General features: G+C 72.1%; 25 protein-coding genes. 16 read left to right on the forward strand and 9 right to left on the reverse strand.

Translation table 11 applies throughout. The features are described 5' to 3' along the window. The first annotated feature begins 37 nt into the window (after window positions 1–37). The 3 genes from J8403_RS38360 to J8403_RS38370 all read left to right on the forward strand — a co-directional run bounded on the left by J8403_RS38360 (window position 38) and on the right by J8403_RS38370 (window position 3,202). Window positions 38–1,252 (forward strand): GTP-binding protein, encoded by a 1,215-nt coding sequence (locus J8403_RS38360; RefSeq protein WP_211127197.1) that lies wholly within the window; start codon window positions 38–40, stop codon window positions 1,250–1,252. Window positions 1,253–1,355: 103 nt separating this feature from the next. Beyond that, window positions 1,356–2,429, forward strand: a complete 1,074-nt coding sequence (locus J8403_RS38365; protein WP_211127198.1) for a permease — start codon at window positions 1,356–1,358, stop codon at window positions 2,427–2,429. Beyond that, window positions 2,426–3,202 carry a TIGR03943 family putative permease subunit gene (locus J8403_RS38370; RefSeq protein ID WP_211128643.1) on the forward strand — a complete coding sequence of 259 codons (777 nt, stop codon included), beginning with the start codon at window positions 2,426–2,428 and terminating at the stop codon, window positions 3,200–3,202. Before J8403_RS38365 ends, J8403_RS38370 begins: the two co-directional genes overlap by 4 nt. Before the next feature lie 66 nt (window positions 3,203–3,268). Here J8403_RS38370 and J8403_RS38375 read toward each other — a convergent pair whose 3' ends face one another. From J8403_RS38375 to J8403_RS44095, 3 genes are read right to left on the reverse strand one after another with little or no spacing between them, the layout of a single operon-like run. After that, a complete protein-coding gene (locus tag J8403_RS38375) occupies window positions 3,269–3,562 on the reverse strand; it encodes a hypothetical protein (protein ID WP_211127199.1) in 294 nt (97 codons plus the stop codon). After that, window positions 3,559–3,822 carry a hypothetical protein gene (locus J8403_RS44090; RefSeq protein WP_246586188.1) on the reverse strand — a complete coding sequence of 88 codons (264 nt, stop codon included), beginning with the start codon at window positions 3,820–3,822 and terminating at the stop codon, window positions 3,559–3,561. Before J8403_RS44090 ends, J8403_RS38375 begins: the two co-directional genes overlap by 4 nt. Further along, on the reverse strand, window positions 3,810–3,956 hold the full coding sequence (locus tag J8403_RS44095) for a hypothetical protein (RefSeq protein WP_246586189.1): 147 nt from the start codon (window positions 3,954–3,956) through the stop codon (window positions 3,810–3,812). The genes J8403_RS44090 and J8403_RS44095 overlap by 13 nt, the downstream gene beginning before the upstream one ends. A gap of 133 nt (window positions 3,957–4,089) precedes the next feature. Here J8403_RS44095 and J8403_RS38385 point away from each other — a divergent pair, with 133 nt between their 5' ends. The 5 genes from J8403_RS38385 (at window position 4,090) to ung (ending at window position 7,893) form a co-directional block, all read left to right on the forward strand. After that, a complete protein-coding gene (locus J8403_RS38385; RefSeq protein ID WP_211127200.1) occupies window positions 4,090–4,914 on the forward strand; it encodes a HipA family kinase in 825 nt (274 codons plus the stop codon). Continuing rightward, a complete protein-coding gene (locus tag J8403_RS38390) occupies window positions 4,911–5,306 on the forward strand; it encodes a DUF3037 domain-containing protein (protein ID WP_014058588.1) in 396 nt (131 codons plus the stop codon). The genes J8403_RS38385 and J8403_RS38390 overlap by 4 nt, the downstream gene beginning before the upstream one ends. Window positions 5,307–5,511: 205 nt before the next feature. Then, window positions 5,512–6,273 (forward strand): 3-oxoacyl-ACP reductase FabG, encoded by a 762-nt coding sequence (gene fabG / locus J8403_RS38395; RefSeq protein WP_093469078.1) that lies wholly within the window; start codon window positions 5,512–5,514, stop codon window positions 6,271–6,273. Window positions 6,274–6,291: 18 nt separating this feature from the next. Next, the gene (locus tag J8403_RS38400) at window positions 6,292–7,053 is read left to right on the forward strand and encodes an SDR family oxidoreductase (protein WP_211127201.1); all 762 of its coding nucleotides are present in this window, start codon (window positions 6,292–6,294) and stop codon (window positions 7,051–7,053) included. Window positions 7,054–7,212: 159 nt separating this feature from the next. Then, window positions 7,213–7,893: a uracil-DNA glycosylase gene (gene ung, locus J8403_RS38405; RefSeq protein ID WP_211127202.1), complete on the forward strand. Its 681-nt coding sequence runs from the start codon at window positions 7,213–7,215 to the stop codon at window positions 7,891–7,893. Between the two features lie 13 nt (window positions 7,894–7,906). Here the strand turns inward: ung and J8403_RS38410 are convergent, their stop codons facing one another. Continuing rightward, window positions 7,907–8,314 carry a DUF3224 domain-containing protein gene (locus J8403_RS38410; RefSeq protein ID WP_211127203.1) on the reverse strand — a complete coding sequence of 136 codons (408 nt, stop codon included), beginning with the start codon at window positions 8,312–8,314 and terminating at the stop codon, window positions 7,907–7,909. 160 nt (window positions 8,315–8,474) lie between these two features. Between J8403_RS38410 and J8403_RS38415 the strand changes: the two genes are divergently transcribed. Beyond that, entirely contained in the window at window positions 8,475–9,527 is a 1,053-nt protein-coding gene (locus J8403_RS38415; protein WP_485129830.1) for a helix-turn-helix transcriptional regulator, read from the forward strand. A 26-nt stretch (window positions 9,528–9,553) separates the two neighbouring features. Then, on the forward strand, window positions 9,554–10,018 hold the full coding sequence (locus J8403_RS38420) for a hypothetical protein (protein ID WP_211127205.1): 465 nt from the start codon (window positions 9,554–9,556) through the stop codon (window positions 10,016–10,018). Window positions 10,019–10,107: 89 nt separating this feature from the next. On the opposite strand, the gene J8403_RS38425 is transcribed toward J8403_RS38420, so the two are convergent. Then, complete coding sequence (locus tag J8403_RS38425) at window positions 10,108–10,623, reverse strand: CGNR zinc finger domain-containing protein (protein ID WP_211127206.1); 516 nt, start codon at window positions 10,621–10,623, stop codon at window positions 10,108–10,110. Window positions 10,624–10,916: 293 nt separating this feature from the next. Here J8403_RS38425 and J8403_RS38430 point away from each other — a divergent pair, with 293 nt between their 5' ends. From J8403_RS38430 to J8403_RS38445, 4 genes are all read left to right on the forward strand, one after another. Next, the gene (locus J8403_RS38430) at window positions 10,917–11,786 is read left to right on the forward strand and encodes an alpha/beta fold hydrolase (protein ID WP_211127207.1); all 870 of its coding nucleotides are present in this window, start codon (window positions 10,917–10,919) and stop codon (window positions 11,784–11,786) included. 138 nt (window positions 11,787–11,924) lie between these two features. Next, a complete protein-coding gene (gene nthB, locus J8403_RS38435; RefSeq protein WP_211127208.1) occupies window positions 11,925–12,596 on the forward strand; it encodes a nitrile hydratase subunit beta in 672 nt (223 codons plus the stop codon). Then, entirely contained in the window at window positions 12,593–13,195 is a 603-nt protein-coding gene (gene nthA / locus J8403_RS38440) for a nitrile hydratase subunit alpha (protein ID WP_211127209.1), read from the forward strand. Before nthB ends, nthA begins: the two co-directional genes overlap by 4 nt. Next, window positions 13,192–13,578 (forward strand): nitrile hydratase accessory protein, encoded by a 387-nt coding sequence (locus tag J8403_RS38445; protein WP_211127210.1) that lies wholly within the window; start codon window positions 13,192–13,194, stop codon window positions 13,576–13,578. The genes nthA and J8403_RS38445 overlap by 4 nt, the downstream gene beginning before the upstream one ends. Window positions 13,579–13,603: 25 nt before the next feature. On the opposite strand, the gene J8403_RS38450 is transcribed toward J8403_RS38445, so the two are convergent. Continuing rightward, window positions 13,604–14,110, reverse strand: coding sequence for a DinB family protein (locus J8403_RS38450; protein ID WP_211127211.1), 507 nt, complete (start codon window positions 14,108–14,110; stop codon window positions 13,604–13,606). A gap of 41 nt (window positions 14,111–14,151) precedes the next feature. After that, window positions 14,152–14,814, reverse strand: a complete 663-nt coding sequence (locus tag J8403_RS38455; protein WP_211127212.1) for a TetR/AcrR family transcriptional regulator — start codon at window positions 14,812–14,814, stop codon at window positions 14,152–14,154. Between the two features lie 86 nt (window positions 14,815–14,900). Here J8403_RS38455 and J8403_RS38460 point away from each other — a divergent pair, with 86 nt between their 5' ends. Together J8403_RS38460 and J8403_RS38465 are read left to right on the forward strand one after the other, a co-directional pair. After that, window positions 14,901–16,100 (forward strand): FAD-dependent monooxygenase, encoded by a 1,200-nt coding sequence (locus J8403_RS38460; RefSeq protein WP_211127213.1) that lies wholly within the window; start codon window positions 14,901–14,903, stop codon window positions 16,098–16,100. Between the two features lie 22 nt (window positions 16,101–16,122). Continuing rightward, window positions 16,123–17,076, forward strand: coding sequence for a Gfo/Idh/MocA family protein (locus J8403_RS38465; RefSeq protein WP_211127214.1), 954 nt, complete (start codon window positions 16,123–16,125; stop codon window positions 17,074–17,076). On the opposite strand, the gene lnt is transcribed toward J8403_RS38465, so the two are convergent. Together lnt and J8403_RS38475 are read right to left on the reverse strand one after the other, a co-directional pair. Then, window positions 17,000–18,580, reverse strand: coding sequence for an apolipoprotein N-acyltransferase (gene lnt, locus J8403_RS38470; RefSeq protein WP_211127215.1), 1,581 nt, complete (start codon window positions 18,578–18,580; stop codon window positions 17,000–17,002). The two genes, J8403_RS38465 and lnt, sit on opposite strands and share 77 nt — an antisense overlap. 86 nt (window positions 18,581–18,666) lie before the next feature. Next, entirely contained in the window at window positions 18,667–21,108 is a 2,442-nt protein-coding gene (locus tag J8403_RS38475) for a SpoIIE family protein phosphatase (RefSeq protein WP_211127216.1), read from the reverse strand. Between the last annotated feature and the right edge of the window lie 111 nt (window positions 21,109–21,219).

Raw genomic sequence — 21,219 nt, forward strand, 5'->3', positions numbered from 1 at the left:
CCCACGCCGTCGTGACCGCCCTTGCGCGGGCGGACGAGTGAACGCCGGTGCGACCGCGCGCCGGGGTCTCCTGGGCCTGGTGTGCGGCAACACCCCGGAAGTCCGGGGGCGCGTACTGGACCTGCTGCGGTGTGCCTCGCCCGACGCGCTGGTGCTCTCGGTCTCGGTCCACGCCGACGGGACGGGGCGGTACCCCTTCGTACAGCGCTTCGTCATGGGTGGTGAGGAACGGCGGCGCGGCTCGCTGTGCCAGGGGGCGACCGGAGACCCGGCGGTGATCATCCGGCAGGACCTGGACACCATCGCCCGGACCGCCTCGCGTCCGCATGTCGTGCTCGCGCTCCCTGACACCGTGGACACCGCGCCGTTTCTCGCCGAGCTGTGGCGGACCCCACTGGGCAGGACTCCGCTGTCACACCACTACGAACTGGCCCCGACCGCCGTCGGCGTGGACCCCGGCCGCCTGCTGAACGATCTGCGCTGTGTGCACCGCGCCACCCGCGTCTTCGGCCACGACCCGAACGCCGCGCCCCTCACGGTCGCCGAGGCCGCCGCCCGCCAATTGGAGGCCGCCCAGGTGATGGTCCTGCGGGGCGGACCGGGGGAGGGGGACGGCCGCCGGGAAGGATGCCGCGCCCTGCTCGGCCATCTCAACCCGTCGGCACTGGTGCATCTCGACTCCGACGACGCCGATCTCACCGCGCTGACGGCTCTGGTGCGGGCCGACTCCGGCTGGAGCACGGCCGCACCGGCCGACCGTCTCGACATCGTCGCCCCCGTCGTACGCCGCCGCGGCGTCGACCACGGCGTGACCTCGGTGCTCTGGCGGTCCCGGCGCCCGCTGCATCCCGAGCGGCTGACGGAGAGCCTGCCGCGCGTCATGCCGTCGGTGGTGCGCAGCCGCGGACACCTGTGGATGGCCACCCGCCCGCGGACGGTCATCTCCTGGCGCTCGGCCGGGCGCCACCTCGAACTGCACGAGGCGGGAGGCTGGTTGGAGGACGAGGACCCCGCGGCATGGCGCGCCGCCTCGCCCCAGCGCCGGACGCTCGCCTCGTGGTACTGGGACGACTACTACGGCGAACGGCGCAACGAGATCGTCTTCACCGGCGCCGACCTGGACCCCGACCGGCTGCGGGCCGCGCTGGACTCGGCCGTACTCGACGACGGTGAACTGGCCCTCGGCGCCGAGCGCTGGGCCCGCCTGCCCGATCCGCTGCTCGGCGACGCGGCGCCCGGTCCGGAGAGCTGACACGGAGAGCTGACACGGCACCATGACGGTCATCGATCGACCGCCGCTAGGGTGTGGCCGCGGATGTCGCCGTGATGAAGAGTCCTGTGTGAGGGGAGGCGTAGTGGACAGGGATGTCGACGTCGCGCCACCGCTGCCCGAGAGCCCTGCCGACGACCGGACGCCACCGGCCGCATATCCCGACCGGGGCGGTGGCCTGCGCGTGGCCGTACGTGTCGCCTCTCATGCGCTGATCGCGGGGTTGCCCGTGGCGGTGCTCGGTGTCGTCGCCATCGTGCTGGGGCCCGAGATCTCCGCCGGGCTCGACAGCCGGGCGGTGGCGGCGTGGCGGACGGTGTTCACCGCGATCGTCATCCAGGGGGTGCCGTTTCTGCTGCTCGGCACTGTGGTGTCGGCCGCGATCAGCGCCTTCGTGCCGGCGTGGGTGTTCACCCGGGTGTTGCCGCGCAACCCGGCGCTCGCGGTGCCGGTCGCGGGCGTGGCCGGGGCGGTGCTGCCGGGATGTGAGTGTGCGTCGGTTCCGGTGGCGGGCAGTCTGATGCGGCGTGGGGTGACCCCGGCGGCGGCGCTGGCCTTCCTGCTGTCGGCCCCCGCCATCAACCCGATCGTGCTGATGGCGACGTACGTGGCCTTTCCCGGCAATCCCTGGATGGTCGCGGCCCGTCTCGTCGCCTCGCTGCTGACTTCCGTGGTGATGGGCTGGCTGTGGCTCCGTCTGGGCCGTGAGGAGTGGTTGCGCGCCCCGAAGGGGCCCACCGGGCACACCGCCGGTGCGAGCCGGGCGGAGGAGTTCCGGGTCTCGCTCCAGCACGACTTCCTGCACGCCGGGGGGTTTCTCGTGGTCGGTGCGGCGGCCGCGGCCACGTTCAATGTGGCGGTGCCGCATTCCGTGCTGCGGCTCTTCTCCGACTCCGTGTGGTTGTCGGTGCCCATGCTGGGGCTGCTCGCGGTGCTCCTCGCGGTGTGCTCCGAGGCCGATGCGTTCGTCGCCGCCTCGCTCACCGGGTTCTCGCCCAGCGCCCGGCTCGCCTTCATGGTGGTCGGCCCGATGGTCGACCTGAAGCTGATCGCGCTGCAGTCGGGCACCTTCGGGCGGGCCTTCGCCCTGCGCTTCTCGTCGGCCACCTGGGTCGTGGCGGTGTTGTCCAGTGCTCTGGTGGGGTGGTGGCTGCTGTGAAGCGCAACGTCCAGGTGCTGCTGCTTCTGTTCACCGGTGTCGGTCTGCTGCACATCTCGCTGCTGACCGATCTGTATCTGCGCTATGTGCGCCCGGGCCTGCGGCCCGCGCTCATCGCCTCGGGGGTGCTGCTGATCGTGCTCGGCGCGGTCAGCGCCGCCCGCGACGGCTTTCCCTTCAACCGCCCGCGTACGGATCACGACCACGGTGGCCGTCAGGGCGGTGGCCGTCAAGGCCAAGGACACGATCACGCTCGGGGGCCGCGGATCGCCTGGCTGCTGTACGTACCGGCCCTGACCATCCTGTTCCTCGCGCCCCCCGCTCTCGGCTCGTACACCGCCGCCCGCGACGAGGCCAAGGCGAAGCCCCCCACCACCGGAGACAGCCTCTTCCCCGCCCTCCCGCGCAACGGGATCGTGGAGATGTCGCTGAACGACTTCAGCTCCCGCGCGGTCTGGGACACCGACGGCACCCTCCGCGGGCACACCGTGCGACTCACCGGCTTCGTCACCCCCGGCCACCACGGCACCTGGTACGTCAGCCGCCTGGCCATCAGCTGCTGCGCCGCCGACGCGACGGTGCGCAAGGTGCGTGTCCACGGGGCCGCGGCGCCGCCCGCCGATGCCTGGGTCACCGTCACCGGCACCTGGCACCCCACCGGCAAGGTCGGGACGGACGACGCGAGCCCGGCCCTGGACACCACGACCGTCAAGCGTGTCCCCGCGCCCAAGGACCCGTACAACGATGCGGCGGTGACCCGGCCGGGCCGGTAGAACGGGCCGGTGAAAGGCGGGCACACGGTTCAGCCCCAGGCCGTCGGTCCGGGGCTTTCCCCGGGGTCAGTGGTCGTCCCAGTGGCCCTCGTGCTGGGCGTGACGGTGCCCGTCGTGGACGTAGTCCACATGATTGCCGTGCGGTACGGCGACATGTCCGCAGTCGTCGTGGTGCTGGTGGTCGTGGCCTTCGTGGACGGTGTGGCCACTGGGCTCGCACTCGTCGACGTGGTCGTCGTGTGTCCGGTGCAGATGGCCGGCGTGGACGTAGTCGGTGTGATCGTCGTGCGGGACCGCGACGTGGCCGCAGCCGCTGCCATGCTGGTGGGCGTGGTCGGTGTGGGGAGCGTGCGTGGTCATGGAGACACCTTCTTTCTCCCCCTGGCCCATTCTGCACCCGGGCCACGGTCATGCCAGGCTTCGGCGATCAGGACGGGGGACCGTGTCGTGCGGCGGTTTTGATCGCTCAGCGCATGGCGCAGCACCAGCCGGGCCGCAGGCACGCCCAGACGGCGGGCCTGCGCCGTGTATCCGGCGTTCAGCGCCGCGATCGCCCCGGCCCGGACCTGCCGGGACAGCACGCACACGGTGCGGGTCAGCAGTACGGTCACCGGCAGCACGAACAGCTCCGGGTGCCGCCGCCACTGGTCGTCGGCCCCCACCCAGGTGGCAGCCACCCCAGGCGCAGGAAGACGACTCCGACCAGCAGCAGGGCCAGCACGAAGTCCGGTACGGAGGTCAGCGCCAGTGTCACGGCGGAGATCACCCGATCGGTGCGGCTGCCGTGGTGAGAACACTCCGGCGCGTGGGGGCGACCGTCATGAGCGGTGTTCCTGCCCGGAGTCAATGGTGAATTGCAAGGTCAGTACGTCGGATAGCCTGGCAAAATGTTGACCGAAGTCACCGCGATCCGCTATGTCACGCCCTTGCGTGAAGGCGGGTCGCTGCCGGGCATCGTCGAGGCCGATGATCTGGGCACCTATGTCATGAAGTTCACCGGCGCCGGACAGGGCCGTAAGACTCTCGTCGCCGAGGTGGTCTGCGGTCAGCTGGGCCGTCGTCTGGGGCTGCGGGTTCCGGAGCTGGTGCGGATGCAGCTGGATCCGGTGATCGGTCTGAGCGAGCCCGACCAGGAGGTGCAGGAGCTGCTCAAGGCCAGTGGTGGGCTCAATCTGGGCATGGACTACCTTCCCGGCTCGCTCGGCTTCGACCCGCTCGCCTTCGAGGTGGGTGCGGAGGAGGCCGGACGGGTGGTGTGGTTCGACGCGCTCATCGGCAATGTGGACCGCTCCTGGCGCAACCCCAACATGCTGGTGTGGCACGGGCAGTTGTGGCTCATCGACCACGGCGCCACGATGATCTGGCACCACGGCTGGCGCGGTCTGGACAAGGCCGCCGGCAAGCCGTACGACGCCTCCGAGCATGTGCTCGCGCCGTTCGCGCCCGATGTCGCCGCGGCGGCCGAGGCGCTGGCGCCGCTGATCACCGAGGAACTGCTCACCGAGGTGGTGGCGGACGTCCCCGACGAGTGGCTGACCGATGAGCCGGGCTTCGACGGGCCGGACGCGGTGCGCCGCGCCTATGTCGAGGTGCTGCTGGAGCGGGCGGCCACGGTCGGGGCGGGGATCACGCTGGGCGAGCGCGCCGGTGAGGAGCCGTCCAAGGCCCCGGAGTGGCTGCGGGTGTGGGTCGAGGGAAAGGCGTCGAAGTGAGCGGGTTCCACAACGGCCGGGACGTCTTCGAATACGCCGTGCTGCGCGTCGTCCCCCGGGTCGAGCGCGGTGAGCAGATCAACGCGGGTGTCGTCGTCTACTGCCGCGCCACGTCCTTCGTCGCGGCCCGGGTCCATCTGGACGAGGACCGGCTGCGTGCCCTCGATCCCTCGGCGGACGTGCGGGCGGTACGGGCCGCGCTGCGCGCGGTGGAGTGCGTCTGCTGCGGGGGAGAGCGGGCCGGTCAGGCGGCGGAGGACGATCCGGGACGGCGCTTCCGCTGGCTGGTCGCGCCGCGCTCCACGGTCGTCCAGCCGGGGCCGGTGCACACGGGGCTGACGGCGGACGCGGAGGCGGAGGTCGAGCGGTTGCTCGATCTGCTGGTGCGGTGACACACCGGCTGCTCGTGCGGTGACACAACGGCTGCCGGTGCGGTGACACACCGGGTGAAAGTGGCCGGAGGTGAGCGAGTACATATGGGCGGTCGTTGACAGGCGGTGGCGGGCCTCATAGCGTCTCGTGCGCAGGAGAGACTAAGCGGTTGCTCACTCCCGGGGCCGGGACGGTGAGCCGCCATCGATGCGAGGGAGAACCCGCATGTCCACCACCGAGCAGCGCGTTGCCATCGTGACGGGCGCGGCCCGCGGCATCGGCGCGGCGACCGCCGTGCGCCTGGCCGAGGAGGGTCGCGTCGTCGCCGTGCTCGACCTCGACGAGGGGTCCTGCGCGGACACCGTGGAGAAGATCACCGAGGCGGGCGGCAAGGCCATCGCCGTGGGCTGCGATGTGTCGGACGCCGAGCAGGTCGAGGCCGCCGTCGCGCGTGTCGCCGAGGAGCTCGGCGCGCCGACGATCCTGGTCAACAACGCGGGCGTGCTCCGCGACAATCTGCTCTTCAAGATGAGCGAGTCCGACTGGGACACCGTGATGAACGTGCATCTGCGGGGCGCGTTCCTGATGTCGCGCGCCTGCCAGAAGCACATGGTGGACGCGGGCTTCGGCCGGATCGTCAACCTCTCCAGCAGCTCGGCGCTGGGCAACCGCGGCCAGGTCAACTACTCCGCGGCCAAGGCCGGAATGCAGGGCTTCACCAAGACCCTCGCCATCGAACTCGGCAAGTTCGGGGTCACCGCCAACGCCGTGGCGCCCGGGTTCATCGCCACCGACATGACCGCCGCCACCGCCCAGCGCGTCGGCATGGGCTTCGAGGACTTCCAGAAGGCCGCCGCGAGCCAGATCCCGGTGCAGCGGGTCGGGGAGCCCGGCGACATCGCCAACGCGGTCGCCTTCTTCACCGGCGAGGCGGCCGGTTTCGTCTCCGGCCAGGTCCTGTACGTAGCCGGCGGCCCGCTCAACTGATCAGGAGTCACCCACCAGATGTCCGAGCAGATACAGGACAGCGGCAAGACCGCGCTCATCACCGGGGCGAGCCGGGGAATCGGCTACGCCATCGCCGAGGCGATGGTGGCCCGCGGTGACCGGGTGTGCATCACCGGGCGCAACGAGGACGCGCTCAAGGAGGCCGTGGAGCGGCTCGGGTCCGACCGTGCGATCTACGCCGCCGGGAAGGCCCATGACCAGGCGCACCAGGCGGCCGCCGTCGAGCGGACGATGGAGGCGTTCGGGCGGATCGACCACCTGGTCAACAACGCCGGCACCAACCCGGTGTACTCGCCCATCGCCGATCTCGACCTCGATGTGATCCGTAAGGTCTTCGAGACCAACGTCGTCTCGGCGCTCGGCTTCGCCCAGCGGACCTGGAAGGCCTGGCAGCAGGAGAACGGCGGCACGATCGTCAACATCGCCTCGCTCGCCGGGATGTCGTCCTCGCCGTTCATCGCGGCGTACGGCGTCAGCAAGGCCGCCATGATCAACCTCACGGTGCAGCTCGCCCAGGAGTTCGCCCCGCGGGTCCGCGTCAACGCCATCTCTCCGGCCGTGGTGAAGACCAAGTTCGCCACCGCCCTGTACGAGGGGCGGGAGGAGGAGGCCGCCGCGGCCTATCCGATGAAGCGGCTCGGCGCGCCGGAGGACATCGGGGGCGCGGCCGCGTTCCTCACCTCCGACCAGGCGGCGTGGGTCACCGGCCAGACGCTCGTCGTGGACGGCGGCATCCTGCTGGGCGCCGGAATCGGCTGACCGGCGCCCGGTCCGACCCCGCGGCAGGGGCGCCGCGGGCCGGTGCCCGGTCCCATGAGGCTGGGCACCGCCGGTCGGTGCCCGGTCCACATGAGGCGTTGTCAGTGGCCGCCGGTAGGTTCTGTGCCCTAGACGGAACACGACCGGAGGTTTGTAGACGTGCCCTATGTGCTGCCCGAGTCCTGGCGCGGAGTCCTCGGCGAGGAGCTGGAGAAGCCCTATTTCAAGGAGCTCACCGAGTTCGTCGAGGGGGAGCGGGACAGGGGGCCGGTGTACCCGCCGCGCGAGGAGGTGTTCGCCGCCCTGGAGGCCACGCCGTTCGACCAGGTGAAGGTGCTCGTCCTCGGGCAGGACCCGTACCACGGCGAGGGTCAGGGCCACGGTCTGTGCTTCTCGGTGCGCCCGGGCGTCAAGACCCCGCCGTCGCTGCGGAACATCTTCAAGGAGATGAAGGAGGAGCTCGGCCACCCGGTGCCGGACAACGGCTATCTGATGCCGTGGGCGCGGCAGGGTGTGCTGTTGCTCAACGCGGTGCTGACGGTCCGGGGCGGCGAGGCCAACTCCCACAAGAGCAAAGGGTGGGAGAAGTTCACCGACGCGGTGATCCGCGCCGTGGCCTCGCGTCCCGATCCGGCCGTCTTCGTGCTCTGGGGGAACTACGCCCAGAAGAAGCTGCCGCTGATCGACGAGTCGCGGCATGCGGTGGTGAAGGGGGCGCACCCGTCCCCGCTGTCGGCGAAGAAGTTCTTCGGCTCGCGCCCCTTCACCCATATCGACGAGGCGGTCAAGGCCCAGGGGCACACCCCGATCGACTGGCGGATCCCGGACCTCGGCGCCTGACCGGACCGCACGGCTAGAGCGTGTAGTCGAAGCTGTAGGGGATCTCGGTCTCCCCGCGTACGGCGGCGAAGGTGCCCGATCCGGTGAGCCCGGCCAGCTCGCCGGTGCCGGATCCGGGCACCACCTCGAAGGTGCAGTGGACGGTGGCGTCCTCGCCCCAGCTGCCGTGCTGCAGGACGACGAAGCTGCCCGCGCGCCCGTCGAGGGTGCCGGTCAGCAGCTCGTAGCCGCAGCAGACGCCGGTCTTCTCGGACAGATAGGTGATCGCGTAATTGCAGCTGGTCCGCGGTGCCTCGATGCCGCCCGAGAAGGCGTTCGTCACCACGGCCTGGGCCAGCTTCGCGCCGCCGTCCTCGACCTCTTCGAGGGCGGTCTCCTTCCAGTCGGCGTAGGTGAAGTGGCCGGTGGTGTGCGTGGTCATGGCGGGTCCTTTCAGGGGCAGGTCAGGGGCCGGTCAGCGGCCGGACATGGGCCGGTCAGAGACCGGTCAGGGGCCGGATCCGCTGTGGTTCGGCCGTGGAAGCCACCCTGGCCGCCGTACCTGACATCTTTTGTCAGGTACGGCGGCCACAATGGACCGCATGCGCGCCGACCGCCTTCTCTCGCTGCTTCTGCTGCTGCAGAACCGGGGCCGGATGACCGCGCCCGAGCTCGCCGCCGAGCTGGAGGTCTCGGTGCGCACCGTCTACCGCGATGTGGAGGCGCTGAGCGCGTCCGGTGTGCCGGTGTACGCCGACCGCGGCCCGGCCGGGGGCTACCGGCTGCTCGACGGCTACCGCACCCGGCTGACCGGGCTCACCGGCGACGAGGCCGACTCGCTCTTCCTCGCCGGGATGCCGGGCCCGGCGGCCGAGCTGGGCCTGGGCGCCGACCTCACCACGGCCCAGCTCAAGCTGCGGGCCGCGCTCCCGGCCCAACTGGGCGAGCGCTCCCGCCGCATCCAGGAGCGCTTCCACCTCGACGCGCCGGGCTGGTTCCGGGACGCCGAGCCGGTGCCCCATCTGGCGGCCGCCGCCGAGGCCGTGTGGGAGCTGCGGGTCCTGCGGGTGCACTACCGCCGCTGGCGCGGCGAGGTGCGGCGGGAGCTGTGCCCGCTGGGCCTCGTCCTCAAGGGCGGCATCTGGTACCTGGTGGCGCGGGTCGAGGACACCGTGCGCAGCTACCGGGTCTCCCGGATCCTCGCCGCCGAGGTGCTGGAGGAGGCCTTCGAACGGCCCGCCGGGTTCGACCTCGCCGCCTACTGGGAGGAGTCGTCCCGCCGTCTGGAGTCCTCGCGCTTCCACGGCGAGGCCGAACTCCTGCTCTCCGAGCGCGGGGTGAAGCTGCTCCCGATGCAGTTCGGGGCGGTGGGCGCGGAGGCGGTGGCCGCGGCGGACCCGCCCGACGACCGGGGGCGCCGGCGTGTCGTCCTCCCCGTGGAATCGCTGCCGGTCGCGGTCCACGACATGCTGCGGCTGGGCACCGACGCCGAGGTGCTGGGGCCGCCCGAGCTGCGCTCGGCCGTCGCCGGCGCCGTCGCCGAACTGGCCCTCCGCTACGGCGCGCCGAAGGACGACACCCCCGGGGCCCCGCCGAACCACGACACGCCGAGCGGGGCCGGGAGAACGGTGCATGATCCGCAGGACACCCCCTAGCTCCGCTCGAAGGACGGGAGGCCGCGATGACGGAAGCGCAGCGGGAGGCGCCCGAGGGTGATGCCGTACTGACCCGGATCGGGCAGGCGGTCATGCTGCACCGGGGCGGTGACCGGGAGGAGGCGCGCAATCGCCTCGCCGCGCTGTGGCAGGAGATCGAACGGGACGGCGCCCCCTTCCACCGCTGCGCCCTCGCCCACTATCTGGCCGACACCCAGGACGATCCGCTCGACGAGCTGATCTGGAACCTGCGGGCGCTCACCGCCGCCGACGGGCTCACCGGGGCCCTGGCGCCGCGCGCGTTCTTCCCCTCCCTCCACCTCAATGTGGCCACCGGCTACCTGAAGCTGGGCCAGGAGGAGGCGGCCCGGGGCCAGTTGGCGCTCGCGCGGGCGGCCGCCGCTGCGCTCGGCGAGGACCCGTACGGCGACGGGGTACGGGCCGCCATCCTGCGGCTGACGCTGGCTCTGGAGGGGGCCGTCGACGACTAGAGGACTGGTAGCGGGCTGGAGGCCGAGCAGAGGCCGGAGGCTCAGGCCGCTGCCGCTGCCGCTGCCCTCTGCCGCTGCCGCTGCGACGGTTACTCGGCCGCTCCGTCCCGGGTGCGCTGGTAGTGGCGCCTGGCCTTCATCCTGTTGCCGCAGACCGCCATCGAGCACCAGCGGGCCTTGTTGGTCTTGCTGCGGTCGAGGAGGAAGCGCCGGCACTCCGGGTTGGCGCACGGCCGCAGCCGCCCGGACATCGTTTCCAGCAGCGCGCTCCAGGCCAGCACCGCCTCCACCGCCATCCGGCGCTCCTCGGGGGCGTCGAGCTCCCAGGACACCCCCTCGGAGGAGACCTCCGGGTGGGAGGTGACCCCGTCGAGGAGCGGAGCCAGTGAAGCGGCGGGCCGGGCGCCGCGCACCACGTCCTGCAGCGCGTCCCGCGCGCGCAGGAGCCAGGCGTGCTCCTCCGCGGTGCCGCTGCCACCGTGTGCCTGCTGCCAGGCCCTTGCCGCTTCCGGATCCGCGAGCTGGTCCTGGACGACCCCGCGGACCACCGGTGTGCTGTTGAGGAGTTCCAGCAGCGTGTCCTGCTGCTCCTGCGTGGTCACCATGACACGTCCTAACCGTTTTGCCTCGTGTGACAGGTTAGCGCAGCGTGTGAGCGGTTGTGCCGAGTGCGGGGCGCCGAGTGCCGGGTGCCGGACGCCGATGTGATGGCGGGCGCCTCGGTGTCGACCGCACTGGCCGACCCCTGTGGGCGGGCGGAGGCTGGAATCAGGGCGCCGCTGTACGGAGACGGCGACCCCAGGATTCAATCTAACCCTCTAAAACTTCTTGACTGGTTAGCTCCGGCGTGCTCGACTGGGTTGTGTAACCACCGAAGCCCCGCAGAAAGGTTAGAGTGATGACTACCGTAGTCCACCACCGCACCGCCACCGTCGATGGCCTGGAGGTCTTCTACCGGGAGGCCGGCGACCCCCAGGCGCCCGTCGTGGTGCTGCTGCACGGCTTTCCGACCAGCTCGCACATGTTCCGCCGGCTGATCCCGGCACTCGCCGACCGATACCGCGTCATCGCCCCCGACCACATCGGGTTCGGCCAGTCCGCGATGCCCTCGCTGCGGGACTTCCCCTACACCTTCGACGCCCTCACCCAGGTCACCTCGGGCCTGCTGCAGAGCCTCGGCGTCGACCGGTTCGCGATGTACGTACAGGATTACGGCGCCCCCATCGGCTGGCGGCTCGCGCTGCGCGACCCGGACCGCATCACCGCGATCATCACCCAGAACGGCAACGCCTACGTCGACGGCTTCGTCAAGTCGTTCTGGGACGGCGTGTTCGCCTACGCCGAGGCTTCCGGACCGGAGACCGAGGCTCCCATGCGCGGCGCGCTGACCGCCGAGAGTATTCGCTGGCAGTATCTGAACGGAGTCCCCGACCCCACTCTGGTCAGCCCCGACAACTGGGTGCACGACCTGGCGCTCCTGGACCGGCCCGGCAACGACGAGATCCAGCTCAGGCTCTTCCGCGACTACTCCACCAACGTGGACCTCTATCCGCGGGTCCAGCAGTACTTCCGCGACTCCCGGGTCCCGCTGCTGGCGGTCTGGGGCGCCAACGACGAGATCTTCGGCCCGGCGGGCGCGGAGGCGTTCGGCCAGGACCTGCCCGACGCCGAGATCCATCTGCTCGACACCGGGCACTTCGCCCTCGAAAGCCATCTGCGGCCGATCACCGAGTACATCCGCGACTTCCTCGGCCGCGTCCTGGTCTGACTCGCCCGGGTGCCGGGGCCGCGACGTTCGGTGCGGTCCCCGGGGCCTACGCGGCGCCGTCGGCGCGGCCCGGATGGCGCCCGTCGCATACGATTCATTCCCATAGTTCCGTTATGTGGCCATGTGGGGAGGCGTGCCATGGATGGCATCGCTGATATGGGCGGCACCCCCGGATGGGGCCCCGTCCGTCCACCGAGGCGCGATGAGCCGGTCTTCGAGGAGCCCTGGCAGGGCCGGGCCTTCGCGCTGGCCAGTCTCTCCGGCCGGATCGCCTTCGGCGGCGTCAACCTGGACGCCTTCCGGCACGCGCTCGAGCGCCTGGACCGTGCCGCCTACCTGGACGACGGCTACTACGGGCGCTGGCTGGGCGGCGCGGAGCTGATGCTCGCCGACAGCGCCGTCCTCGCGCCGGGCGCGATCGGCGCACGCGCCCGCAATCTGCGGGGCGAAGACGTGGAGGAGCCGCCTATCCCCGAGCCCGCCGTGCCCGACTACGCGCCGAGCGCCGAGGGCTCGCTGCGCCCGGTGGACCGCGCGCCCGCCTTCGCCGTCGGCGAGCGGGTGCGGACGAAGGCCATGTCGGTGCCCGGGCACACCCGGCTGCCGGGCTACGCACGGGGACACACCGGAACCGTCGAGGTCGTCCAGCCCGCCTTCGTACTGCCGGACACCAACGCCCACTTCCGGGGCGAGAACCCGCAGTACGTCTACTCGGTGCGCTTCGACTCCCGCGAGCTGTGGGGCGCCGACGCCGAGCCTTTCGCGGTCACCGCCGACCTGTTCGAGAACTACCTGGAGGCCACCTCATGACCCCCACCGATGGCGGACCGGGCGAGGCCCCTCCCGTGGCCCTGCGCACCGAGGCGCTCGAGCAACTGCTCACCGAGCGGGGCCTGATCGACCCGAAGGTGATGAACGAGATCATCACCACCTACGAGACCAACGTGGGCCCGCTCAACGGCGCCAAGGTCGTCGCCAGGGCGTGGACCGACCCGGAGTACCGGCGGCGGCTCCTCCAGGACGGCACCGCGGCCATCGAGGAGCTCGGCTTCTCGGGGTCGCAGGGCGAGCACATCGTCGTGGTGGAGAACACCGCGACCACCCACCATGTGGTGGTGTGCACGCTGTGCTCCTGCTACCCGTGGCCGGTGCTCGGACTGCCGCCGAGCTGGTACAAGGACCCCGCCTACCGCGCACGCGTGGTCAAGGAGCCCCGCACGGTGCTGTCCGAGATGGGCCTCGAACTCGACGACGACGTGCGGATCACCGTCCACGACTCCACCAGCGAGGTGCGCTGGCTGGTACTGCCCGAGCGTCCGGCCGGCACCGAGCACCTCTCCGAGGAACAGCTCGTGCCGCTGGTGACCCGGGAGGTGATGGTCGGCGTGGCCAAGGTGGCGGCACCATGACCGCGCCACTGGACATCGAGGGCCCGGCCGCGCCACCGCGCTCCAACGGCGAGTTGGTGTTCGCCGAGCCCTGGGAGAGCCGGGCCTTCGGCATGGCCGTCAGCCTGTACGAGGCGGGCGCCTTCACCTGGCCGGAGTTCCAGGCCGCGCTGATCGCCCGGATCGCGGCCTGGGAGGCCGCGGCGGCGCCCGACGAGCCGTACCACTACTACCGGCTCTGGCTGGCCGCCCTGGAGGACACGCTCGCCGGCCGGTGCGCCGTTTCAGCGGACGAAGTCACCGCCCGCACCCTCGCCCTGGCGCAACGCCCCCCGGGCCACGACCACCGCGACGGCCACGCCCACGAGCACCACCACGCCCACGAGCACCACCACGCCCACTGACCGCGGGGCGCCTTCGCTATGTGCCCTAGTCGCCGGTGACGCCGTCGATCCGCTCGCGTATGAGGTCGGCGTGGCCGTTGTGGCGGGCGTACTCCTCGATCATGTGCAGATAGATCCAGCGCAGGTTGTAGTCCCCACGGCCGGGACGGGTGACGACATCGTCCAGGGAACGGCCCGCGGCGGCCTCCTTGGCCTTGGCGATCTCGTCCCGCCAGATGGTGAAGGCGCTTTCCGTGGTGTCCCCGTCGGTGGTGTGGAAGTCCCCGTCCGGGTCCTCCTCGCTGTACCAGATCGGCGGTACGTCCTCGTGGGCGAGGACCCGCCGGAACCAGTTGCGCTCGACCTCGGCCATATGCCGTACGAGGCCGAGCAGGGTCAGGTCGGACGGCGGCGCCGACGCCTCGCGCAGCTGCTTGTCGTCCAGCCCCTCGCATTTGAGGGCGAGGGTCGCGCGATGGAAGTCCAGCCACCCCTCCAGGCTGGTGCGTTCATCGGCGGTCCGGGGTGCTTCATGGCGTTCTGTGGTCGTCATGGCGGTCATGATGGCGGTCCGGCCACTCGGCCCGCCACGCGTTATTCGTTCAGCATCCCGCGCAGCAGCTCCGCGAAGCCGGTGCGCAGTGTCGCGCGGTCGGGTACGGCGTCGTGGTCGGCGCCCGCGGCGCAGCTGAACATCAGCCCCTCGCACCAGGCGACCAGCGACCGCGCGTGCCGCCGGGGCTCGGTGGAGCCGAGTGCCGTCATCATCGCCTCGAGCGGCTCGCGGAAGCCGCGCCCCGTCGCGTCGTAGAACTCCCGCAGTTCGGGGCGGCGGGTCGCCTCCAGGGCGAGTTCGTAGCGGGCGATCAGCAGATCGCGCTGGGCGGTGAGCGAGCGGTGCAGGGCGAGCGAGAGCGCGTCGGCCAGCTCCGCGACCGGATCGGCCCCGTTCCGCGCCGCGCCGGCCGAACGTGGCATCTCATCGGGCGTCAGCACCTCCGACTCCCGCTGGGCCAGCCGCCGGACCGCCGCCTTGAGCAGGGCGGCGCGAGTCCGGGCGTGGTTGGAGGTCGAGCCGAGCGGCAGCCCGGCCGCCTCGTCCACCGCACGGTGCGTCAGCCCGCGCATCCCGCGCTCGGCCAGCAGCCCCAGGGCGGTGTCGGCGATCAGCTCGGCCCGGGAGGCGGCGGACGCGGACGCGGCCGACGCGGAGACGGACGCGGCCGATGCGGAGGCGGCGGTTCGATCAGCGGTCATGGGGCCCAACCTAAGCCCATCCGCCGTCCGCACTACACATGTAGTAACGTCATGAGTACTACACCTGTAGTTGACTTGGAGGAGTCATGCAGCAGCCCCGTGCCGTCGTCATCGGTGCCGGAGTCGGCGGGCTCACCGCCGCCGCGGCCCTGCACCGCCGCGGCTGGTCCCTCACCGTCCTGGAGCGGGCCGCCCGCCTCGAGCCCGTCGGCGCCGGTATCTCGCTCGCCCCCAACTCCCAGCGTGCCCTGGACGCCATCGACCTCGGCGACGACGTACGCGCGCTCGCCGCCTGGCAGGGCGGCGGCGGACTGCGCACCCCCGGCGGCCGCCGGCTCTCCCGGATGGACAGCGCGGCGACGGCCGAGCGCTTCGGCGGCCCGTTGGTCCTCCTCCACCGGTCCACCCTCGTCGACCTGCTGGTCTCCCGGCTCCCCGAGGGCGTGGTCCGCACCGGGGCCGCCGCCCGGCTGGCCGACCCCGGCGGCGCCGACCGCCCGGCCCGCGTCACCACCGAGGACGGCACACACGAGGCGGACCTCGTCATCGGCGCCGACGGCATCGACTCGGCCGTCCGCCGCACGCTCTTCCCCGACCACCCCGGGCCCCGCTACGCCGGATTCACCACCTGGCGTGTCGTCATCCCCGACCCCGGGCGTCCGTTCGAGCCCCATGAGACCTGGGGGAGGGGCCGGATCTGGGGCACCCAGCCGCTCAAGGACGGCCGGGTCTACGCCTACGCGGCGGCCGTCGCCCCGTCCGGCGGCCGCGCCCCCGACGACGAGAGGTCCGAACTGCTGCGGCTCTACGGCGACTGGCACCGGCCCGTCCCCGACATCCTCGCCGCCGCCGCGCCCCAGGACGTGCTGCGCCATGACATCCGGTACATGGCCGAGCCCCTGCCCGCCTACCACCGGGGCCGGGTCGCCCTCCTCGGCGACGCCGCCCACGCGATGGCCCCCACGATGGGGCAGGGCGGCAACCAGGCCATCGAGGACGCCGTCGTCCTCGCCCACCATCTGGCCCCCGGCGCCGCCGACCCCTCCGCAGCCCTGGCCGCCTACACCCGCGACCGGCTGCCCCGCACGATGGACGTGGTACGCCGCTCGGCGCGCACCGCCCGCATGATCACCCTCACCAGCGCCCCGGCCGTCGCCCTGCGCGACACCGCCATCGCAGCCGTCGGCCGCCTCGTCCCCGGTCTGGCCCTGCGCTCCTTCGACGGCATCGCCGACTGGCATCCGCCCACCCGCACGTATCCTTCGGGGGCACAGCGGAAGGCATGAGCGAGGATTGCGGGGAGCACATATGAGGGTCGGCTGCGTCGGGCTCGGCGACATCGCGCAGAAGGCGTATCTGCCCGTACTCATGGCCCGTCCCGGCCTGGAGCCGCATCTGCACACCCGCACCCCCGCCACCCTGTGGCGGGTCGCCGACACCTATCGCGTCCCCGAAGCCCAGCGCCACGCCGGCCTCGACTCGCTGCTCGCGGCCGGGCTGGACGCGGCCTTCGTGCACGCCCCGACCGACACCCACGCCGGCCTCGTCACCCGGCTGATCGAGGCCGGGGTGCCCACCTACGTCGACAAGCCGCTCGCGTACCACCTCGCCGACAGCGAGCGGATCGTGCGGCTCGCCGAGGAGCGCGGGGTGAGCCTGATGGTCGGCTTCAACCGGCGTTACGCGCCCGGCTACGCGCAGTGCCTGGACCATCCGCGCGATCTGATCCTGCTGCAGAAGAACCGCGTCGGCCTCGCCGAGGACCCGCGCACCCTGGTGCTGGACGACTTCATCCACGTCGTCGACACGCTGCGCTTCCTCGTGCCCGGGCCGGTGGACCACATCGATGTGCGCGCCAGGGTCCGCGACGGGCTGATACACCATGTACTGCTGCAGCTGTCCGGGGACGGATTCACCGCGCTCGGCGTGATGAACCGGATGAGCGGCTCCACCGAGGAGGTCCTGGAGGTCTCCGGCCAGGACACCAAGCGGCAGGTGCTCAACCTCGCCGAGGTCATCGACCACAAGGGCCAGCCGAGCGTGCGCCGCCGGGGCGACTGGGTGCCGGTGGCGCGGCAGCGCGGGATCGAGCAGATCACCGACGCCTTCCTGGACGCGGTGCGCTCCGGGCGGCGGATCGGCGCCGAGGACGCGCTGCGTACCCACGAGCTGTGCGAACGGGTCGTCAGGGACGCCCTGGAGTCGGCTGGTCTGTCCGCCGGTCCGGACCGTGGTCCGACGGCCGGTCCGTCCGCCGTCTGAGCGCCCGGCCCCCCTCGGCGGCGCAGAAGACGGCGAGCGCCGCCATCGCCCCGTACACCGGCCAGGGCCCGATCCGCACATACGGGCTCGTGCCCTGCCCCAGCGGCACGGTGTAGACGGTGGCCGCGCCGGCGTCGGTGGGCATCCGGGGGCCCACCGGCTCGCCGCGCGGCCCGAACACCGCGCTCTCCCCGGTCAGCGTGGCGTGCACCATCGGCCGCCAGGTCTCGGCGGCGCGCAGCGCGGCCAGCGAGGCGTGCTGCTCGGGCGCCCAGCTCCCCTGGAAGGTCGAGGTCGAGGACTGGACGACGAGCATTCGCGCCCCCTCCCGCGCCAGGGTCCGGCTCATGTCCGGGAACGCGGACTCGAAGCACACCAGCGGCCCGATCCGCAGCGAGCCCGGGAGGTTCATCACCACCGGCCCGGTGCCGCGGTGGCGGTCCTCACCGGCCGCCTTGCCCACCGAGGTGGCCCAGCCCAGCAGCGGCCGGGCCGGGACGTACTCCCCGAAGGGGACCAGCCGCATCTTGTCGTAGCGCTGCCCCGTCGGGCCGTTCGGCCCGATCAGCACCGAGCTCTTGTAGATCCCGGGCCTATCGCTGCGCCGCGCGTCCACGTTGACCAGCAGATCCGCGCCCACCGTCCGGGACAGCCCGGCCAGCCGCCGGCGCACCTCCGGGTGGGTGGTCAGATCCTGGGCCACGCTGCTCTCGCCCCACACCACCAGGTCGACATGGCGGTCGGCCAGCTGCCGGGTCAGCTCCGCGCTGCGCTCGAAGCGCGGCCCCGGACCGTGGATGACCCCCGGCTGCACCACCGCGATCCGCGCCGTCCCCGGCTCCTTGGCCTGCGGCACCCAGGCCCATGCCGCGGCCGCCGCCGCGCCGCACGCGGTGAGCCCGGCCAGCGCCACCGTACGGGCCCGGGCCACCGCGATCAGCACGGCCACCGCGACGTTCACCATGACCAGCAGAAAGCCGAGCAGCCACACCCCGCCCACCGAGGCCAGCCGCAGCGCGGGCGCCACCTGCCACTGGCTCGCGCCCAGCAGCCCCCAGGGCCCGCCGAGATACTCCCAGGACCGCACCAGCTCGGCCATCAGCCAGGCGGACGGCAGCACCACCAGCGCCGCCGCCACCCGTCCGGAACCCGGGCGGCCGTGCAGCAGCCGGTGCGTCAGCCACCCCCAGGGCGCCCACAACAGCCCCAGCAGCAGCGCCAGCACCACGATGAACACATGCAGGCTCGGCATCAGCCAGTGGTGCGCCGCGAGCAGGAACCCGGCGCCGCCCAGCCAGCCGTCCAGCACCGCCCGGCGGCCGGTGGGCGCCGAGCGCACCAGCAGCAGCCACGGCACCAGGGCGGCATACGCCCACCACCACAGCGAGGGCTCGGGAAAGGCCAGCGCGGGCAGCGCGCCCGCCAGCAGCGCCAGCGCGCCGCGCCACCACGGGGAGGCGAGCCGCCGCCCCCACCGATCCCCGCCGCCGACCGGCCTCCGCACCTTCGACGCTCCCCTCCTGTTGGCCCAGGGCCAGTGTGCGGGAGTCAGCCGATCATGAATAGGGCGGGGGTGCGCCGGAGCGTGCCTCATGCCGGTTCCGGGAGGTCTTGTTCGGCCCAGATGAGCTTGCCGCCCTCGGTGTAGCGGGTCCCCCAGCGACGGGTCAGCTGGGCGACGAGGAACAGCCCGCGGCCGCCCTCGTCGGTGGTGCGGGCGTGGCGCAGCCGCGGTGAGGTGCTGCTGGTGTCGGCGACCTCGCAGATCAGCACGTCGTGCCGGATCAGCCGCAGCCGGATGGGGCCGACGCCATGGCGGATGGCGTTGGTGACCAGCTCGCTGACGATCAGTTCCGTGGTCGCCATCACCTCCTCCAGACCCCACTCGGCGAGCTGGCGCATCGCCAGGGAGCGGGCGCTGGCCACGACGGCCGGATCGCAGGGCAGGTCCCAGGAGACGACATGCCCGGCGCCCAGCGCGCGGGTACGGGCCAGCAGCAGGGCCACATCGTCGGTCTGCGGGGAGGTGAGCAGGGTGTCGACCACCAGGGAGCAGAGCTCCTCCAGCGGCAGCCCGGCCTGGCCGAGGGCGTTGCTCAGCCGGCCGAGACCGATGTCGATGTCCTGGTCGCAGGTCTCGATCAGTCCGTCGGTGTAGAGGGCGATCAGGCTTCCGGCGGGCAGCGCGAGCTCCGCCGACTCGAACGGCAGCGACCCGAGGCCCAGCGGGGGACCGGCGGGCAGCGCGGGGAAGGAGACCTCGCCCGAGGGGTCCACGATCGCGGGGGTCGGATGGCCCGCCCGCGCCATCGTGCACCGCTGGGTGACCGGATCGTAGATCGCGTACAGACAGGTGGCGCCGAGCACCGCGGCCGCCACGCCCTCCTGCCCGGACTCCTCCTCGGTGAGCCGGATGACCAGGTCGTCGAGGTGGGCCAGCAACTCCTCGGGCGGCAGGTCCATATCGGCGAGCGTGTGCACGGCGGTGCGCAAACGCCCCATGGTGGCCGCGGCGTTGATGCCGTGCCCGACCACGTCGCCGACCACCAGCGCCACCCGGGCACCGGACAGCGGGATCAGATCGAACCAGTCGCCGCCGACTCCGTTGCGCGCGTCCGTGGGGAGATAGCGCGAGGCCACCTCGACGGCCTGGCCGCCGCTCAGGGCGTGCGGCAGCAGACTGCGCTGCAGGGCCAGCGCGGCGGCGTGCTCACGGCTGTAGCGGCGGGCGTTGTCGATGTTCAGCGCGGCCCGGGCGACCAGTTCCTCGGCGAGCAGCAGATCGTCCTCCTCGAACGGGTCGGGGTGGCGGGAGCGGACGAACGAGGCCACGCCCAGGAGGGCGCCGCGGGCCCCGATCGGCGCCACCATCAGCGACCGCATCCCGAACTCGCGCACCTTCGCCGTCCGCGCCGGATCGTCCCCGGACCAGGCGCTGATGGAGCTGTCCATCACGGGGTCGAGCAGGGCCTCCCCGGAGAAGAAGCAGCAGGCGAAGGGGGACGTGGGCGAGATGGCGACCGCGTCCCCGGGCCTCGCGATGGACTCCGGACAGCCCTCCCGGATCGATGCCTGACCGGTGCGGCGGAAGGCGGGCAGGGTGTCGCCGGCGCTCTCCATGGGCTCCTCGCCGCGCAGTACGGAGTCCAGCAGGTCGACGGTGACGAAGTCGGCGAGCCGCGGCACCGCGAAGTCGGCCAGCTCCTGGGCGGTGCGCATGACGTCCAGGGTGCTGCCGATGTTCGCGCTGGCCTCATTCAGCAGCGCCAGCCGCTCCCGGGCGTGCCAGCGGTCGGTGACGTCGATGCCCATGTAGCACACGCCCACCGGACGGCCCTCGGCGTTGTCCAGGCGGAAGAAGGAGGTCGAGTACGCGTGCTCGTGGTGCGGATGGGCCATCGTCCAGCCCCGGTACTCGTAGTCGATCACCGGCCTGCCGGTCTTCAGCACCTGCCGCATCTGCCCTTCGAGCGCCTCGGTGTCCAGCCCGGGCAGGCACTCCGACATCCGGCGCCCCATCCGCTGCTCGCGCGGAAGCCCGCCGTAGCGCTCCAGCGTGTCGTTCATCCACACATAGCGCAGATCCGGGCTGAGCACGGCCATCCCGATCGGCGACCGGGTGAGGAACGCCTGGAGCAGCGAGCCGCTGAGCGCCCAGGCCGGGACGGAGCCCACATCGATCCCGGAGACCAGCCAGGAGACGTCGCCGCCCGGATTGCGCATCGCGCAGACCCGCAGCCCCACCTCGATCCGGCGGCCGTCCCGGTGCTGGAGCCGCCCCAGGCCGCCCCAGCCGTCGTGCGCCTGGCACCACGAGCCGATCGCCTCGGCCTGCGCCGCGTCCTCGGGTGCCACCAGCAGCATCCTGGCCGGCTGCTTCATCGCGTCGGCCGCCGGATAGCCGAGAAGTCTCTCCGCCGCCGGGGTCCAGCCGATGATGATCCCCGTGGCGTCGATCAGCGCCGAGGCCGCATCCGCCATGTCGAACGGGACATGCGTCTCGGTCGGCGCGATTCCCTGGGGGATGGCCATCGCACCCGTCCCATCTGCGGATACATTTCCCTTAATACTATGACTTCTGGGCCTCCCCGGTGGTGAGCCGGGCGACGACGTGTGCGCTGATCCCACCCGCCTCGGCCGACG

The sequence above is a fragment of the Streptomyces yatensis genome (genome assembly GCF_018069625.1).
GTDB lineage: Bacteria > Actinomycetota > Actinomycetes > Streptomycetales > Streptomycetaceae > Streptomyces > Streptomyces yatensis.

Coding starts and splice junctions, on each gene's coding strand:
- J8403_RS38475 (WP_211127216.1), bottom strand. CDS start 21,108: ATGGCCATCCCCCAGGGAATCGCGCCGACCGAGACGCATGTCCCGTTC.
- fabG (WP_093469078.1), top strand. CDS start 5,512: ATGTCCACCACCGAGCAGCGCGTTGCCATCGTGACGGGCGCGGCCCGC.
- J8403_RS38425 (WP_211127206.1), bottom strand. CDS start 10,623: ATGGTGACCACGCAGGAGCAGCAGGACACGCTGCTGGAACTCCTCAAC.
- J8403_RS38450 (WP_211127211.1), bottom strand. CDS start 14,110: ATGACGACCACAGAACGCCATGAAGCACCCCGGACCGCCGATGAACGC.
- J8403_RS38430 (WP_211127207.1), top strand. CDS start 10,917: ATGACTACCGTAGTCCACCACCGCACCGCCACCGTCGATGGCCTGGAG.
- J8403_RS38400 (WP_211127201.1), top strand. CDS start 6,292: ATGTCCGAGCAGATACAGGACAGCGGCAAGACCGCGCTCATCACCGGG.
- J8403_RS38410 (WP_211127203.1), bottom strand. CDS start 8,314: ATGACCACGCACACCACCGGCCACTTCACCTACGCCGACTGGAAGGAG.
- J8403_RS38415 (WP_485129830.1), top strand. CDS start 8,475: ATGCGCGCCGACCGCCTTCTCTCGCTGCTTCTGCTGCTGCAGAACCGG.
- J8403_RS38455 (WP_211127212.1), bottom strand. CDS start 14,814: ATGACCGCTGATCGAACCGCCGCCTCCGCATCGGCCGCGTCCGTCTCC.
- J8403_RS38375 (WP_211127199.1), bottom strand. CDS start 3,562: ATGACCACGCACGCTCCCCACACCGACCACGCCCACCAGCATGGCAGC.
- J8403_RS38465 (WP_211127214.1), top strand. CDS start 16,123: ATGAGGGTCGGCTGCGTCGGGCTCGGCGACATCGCGCAGAAGGCGTAT.
- nthA (WP_211127209.1), top strand. CDS start 12,593: ATGACCCCCACCGATGGCGGACCGGGCGAGGCCCCTCCCGTGGCCCTG.
- J8403_RS38445 (WP_211127210.1), top strand. CDS start 13,192: ATGACCGCGCCACTGGACATCGAGGGCCCGGCCGCGCCACCGCGCTCC.
- J8403_RS38460 (WP_211127213.1), top strand. CDS start 14,901: ATGCAGCAGCCCCGTGCCGTCGTCATCGGTGCCGGAGTCGGCGGGCTC.
- nthB (WP_211127208.1), top strand. CDS start 11,925: ATGGATGGCATCGCTGATATGGGCGGCACCCCCGGATGGGGCCCCGTC.
- J8403_RS38420 (WP_211127205.1), top strand. CDS start 9,554: ATGACGGAAGCGCAGCGGGAGGCGCCCGAGGGTGATGCCGTACTGACC.
- J8403_RS38385 (WP_211127200.1), top strand. CDS start 4,090: ATGTTGACCGAAGTCACCGCGATCCGCTATGTCACGCCCTTGCGTGAA.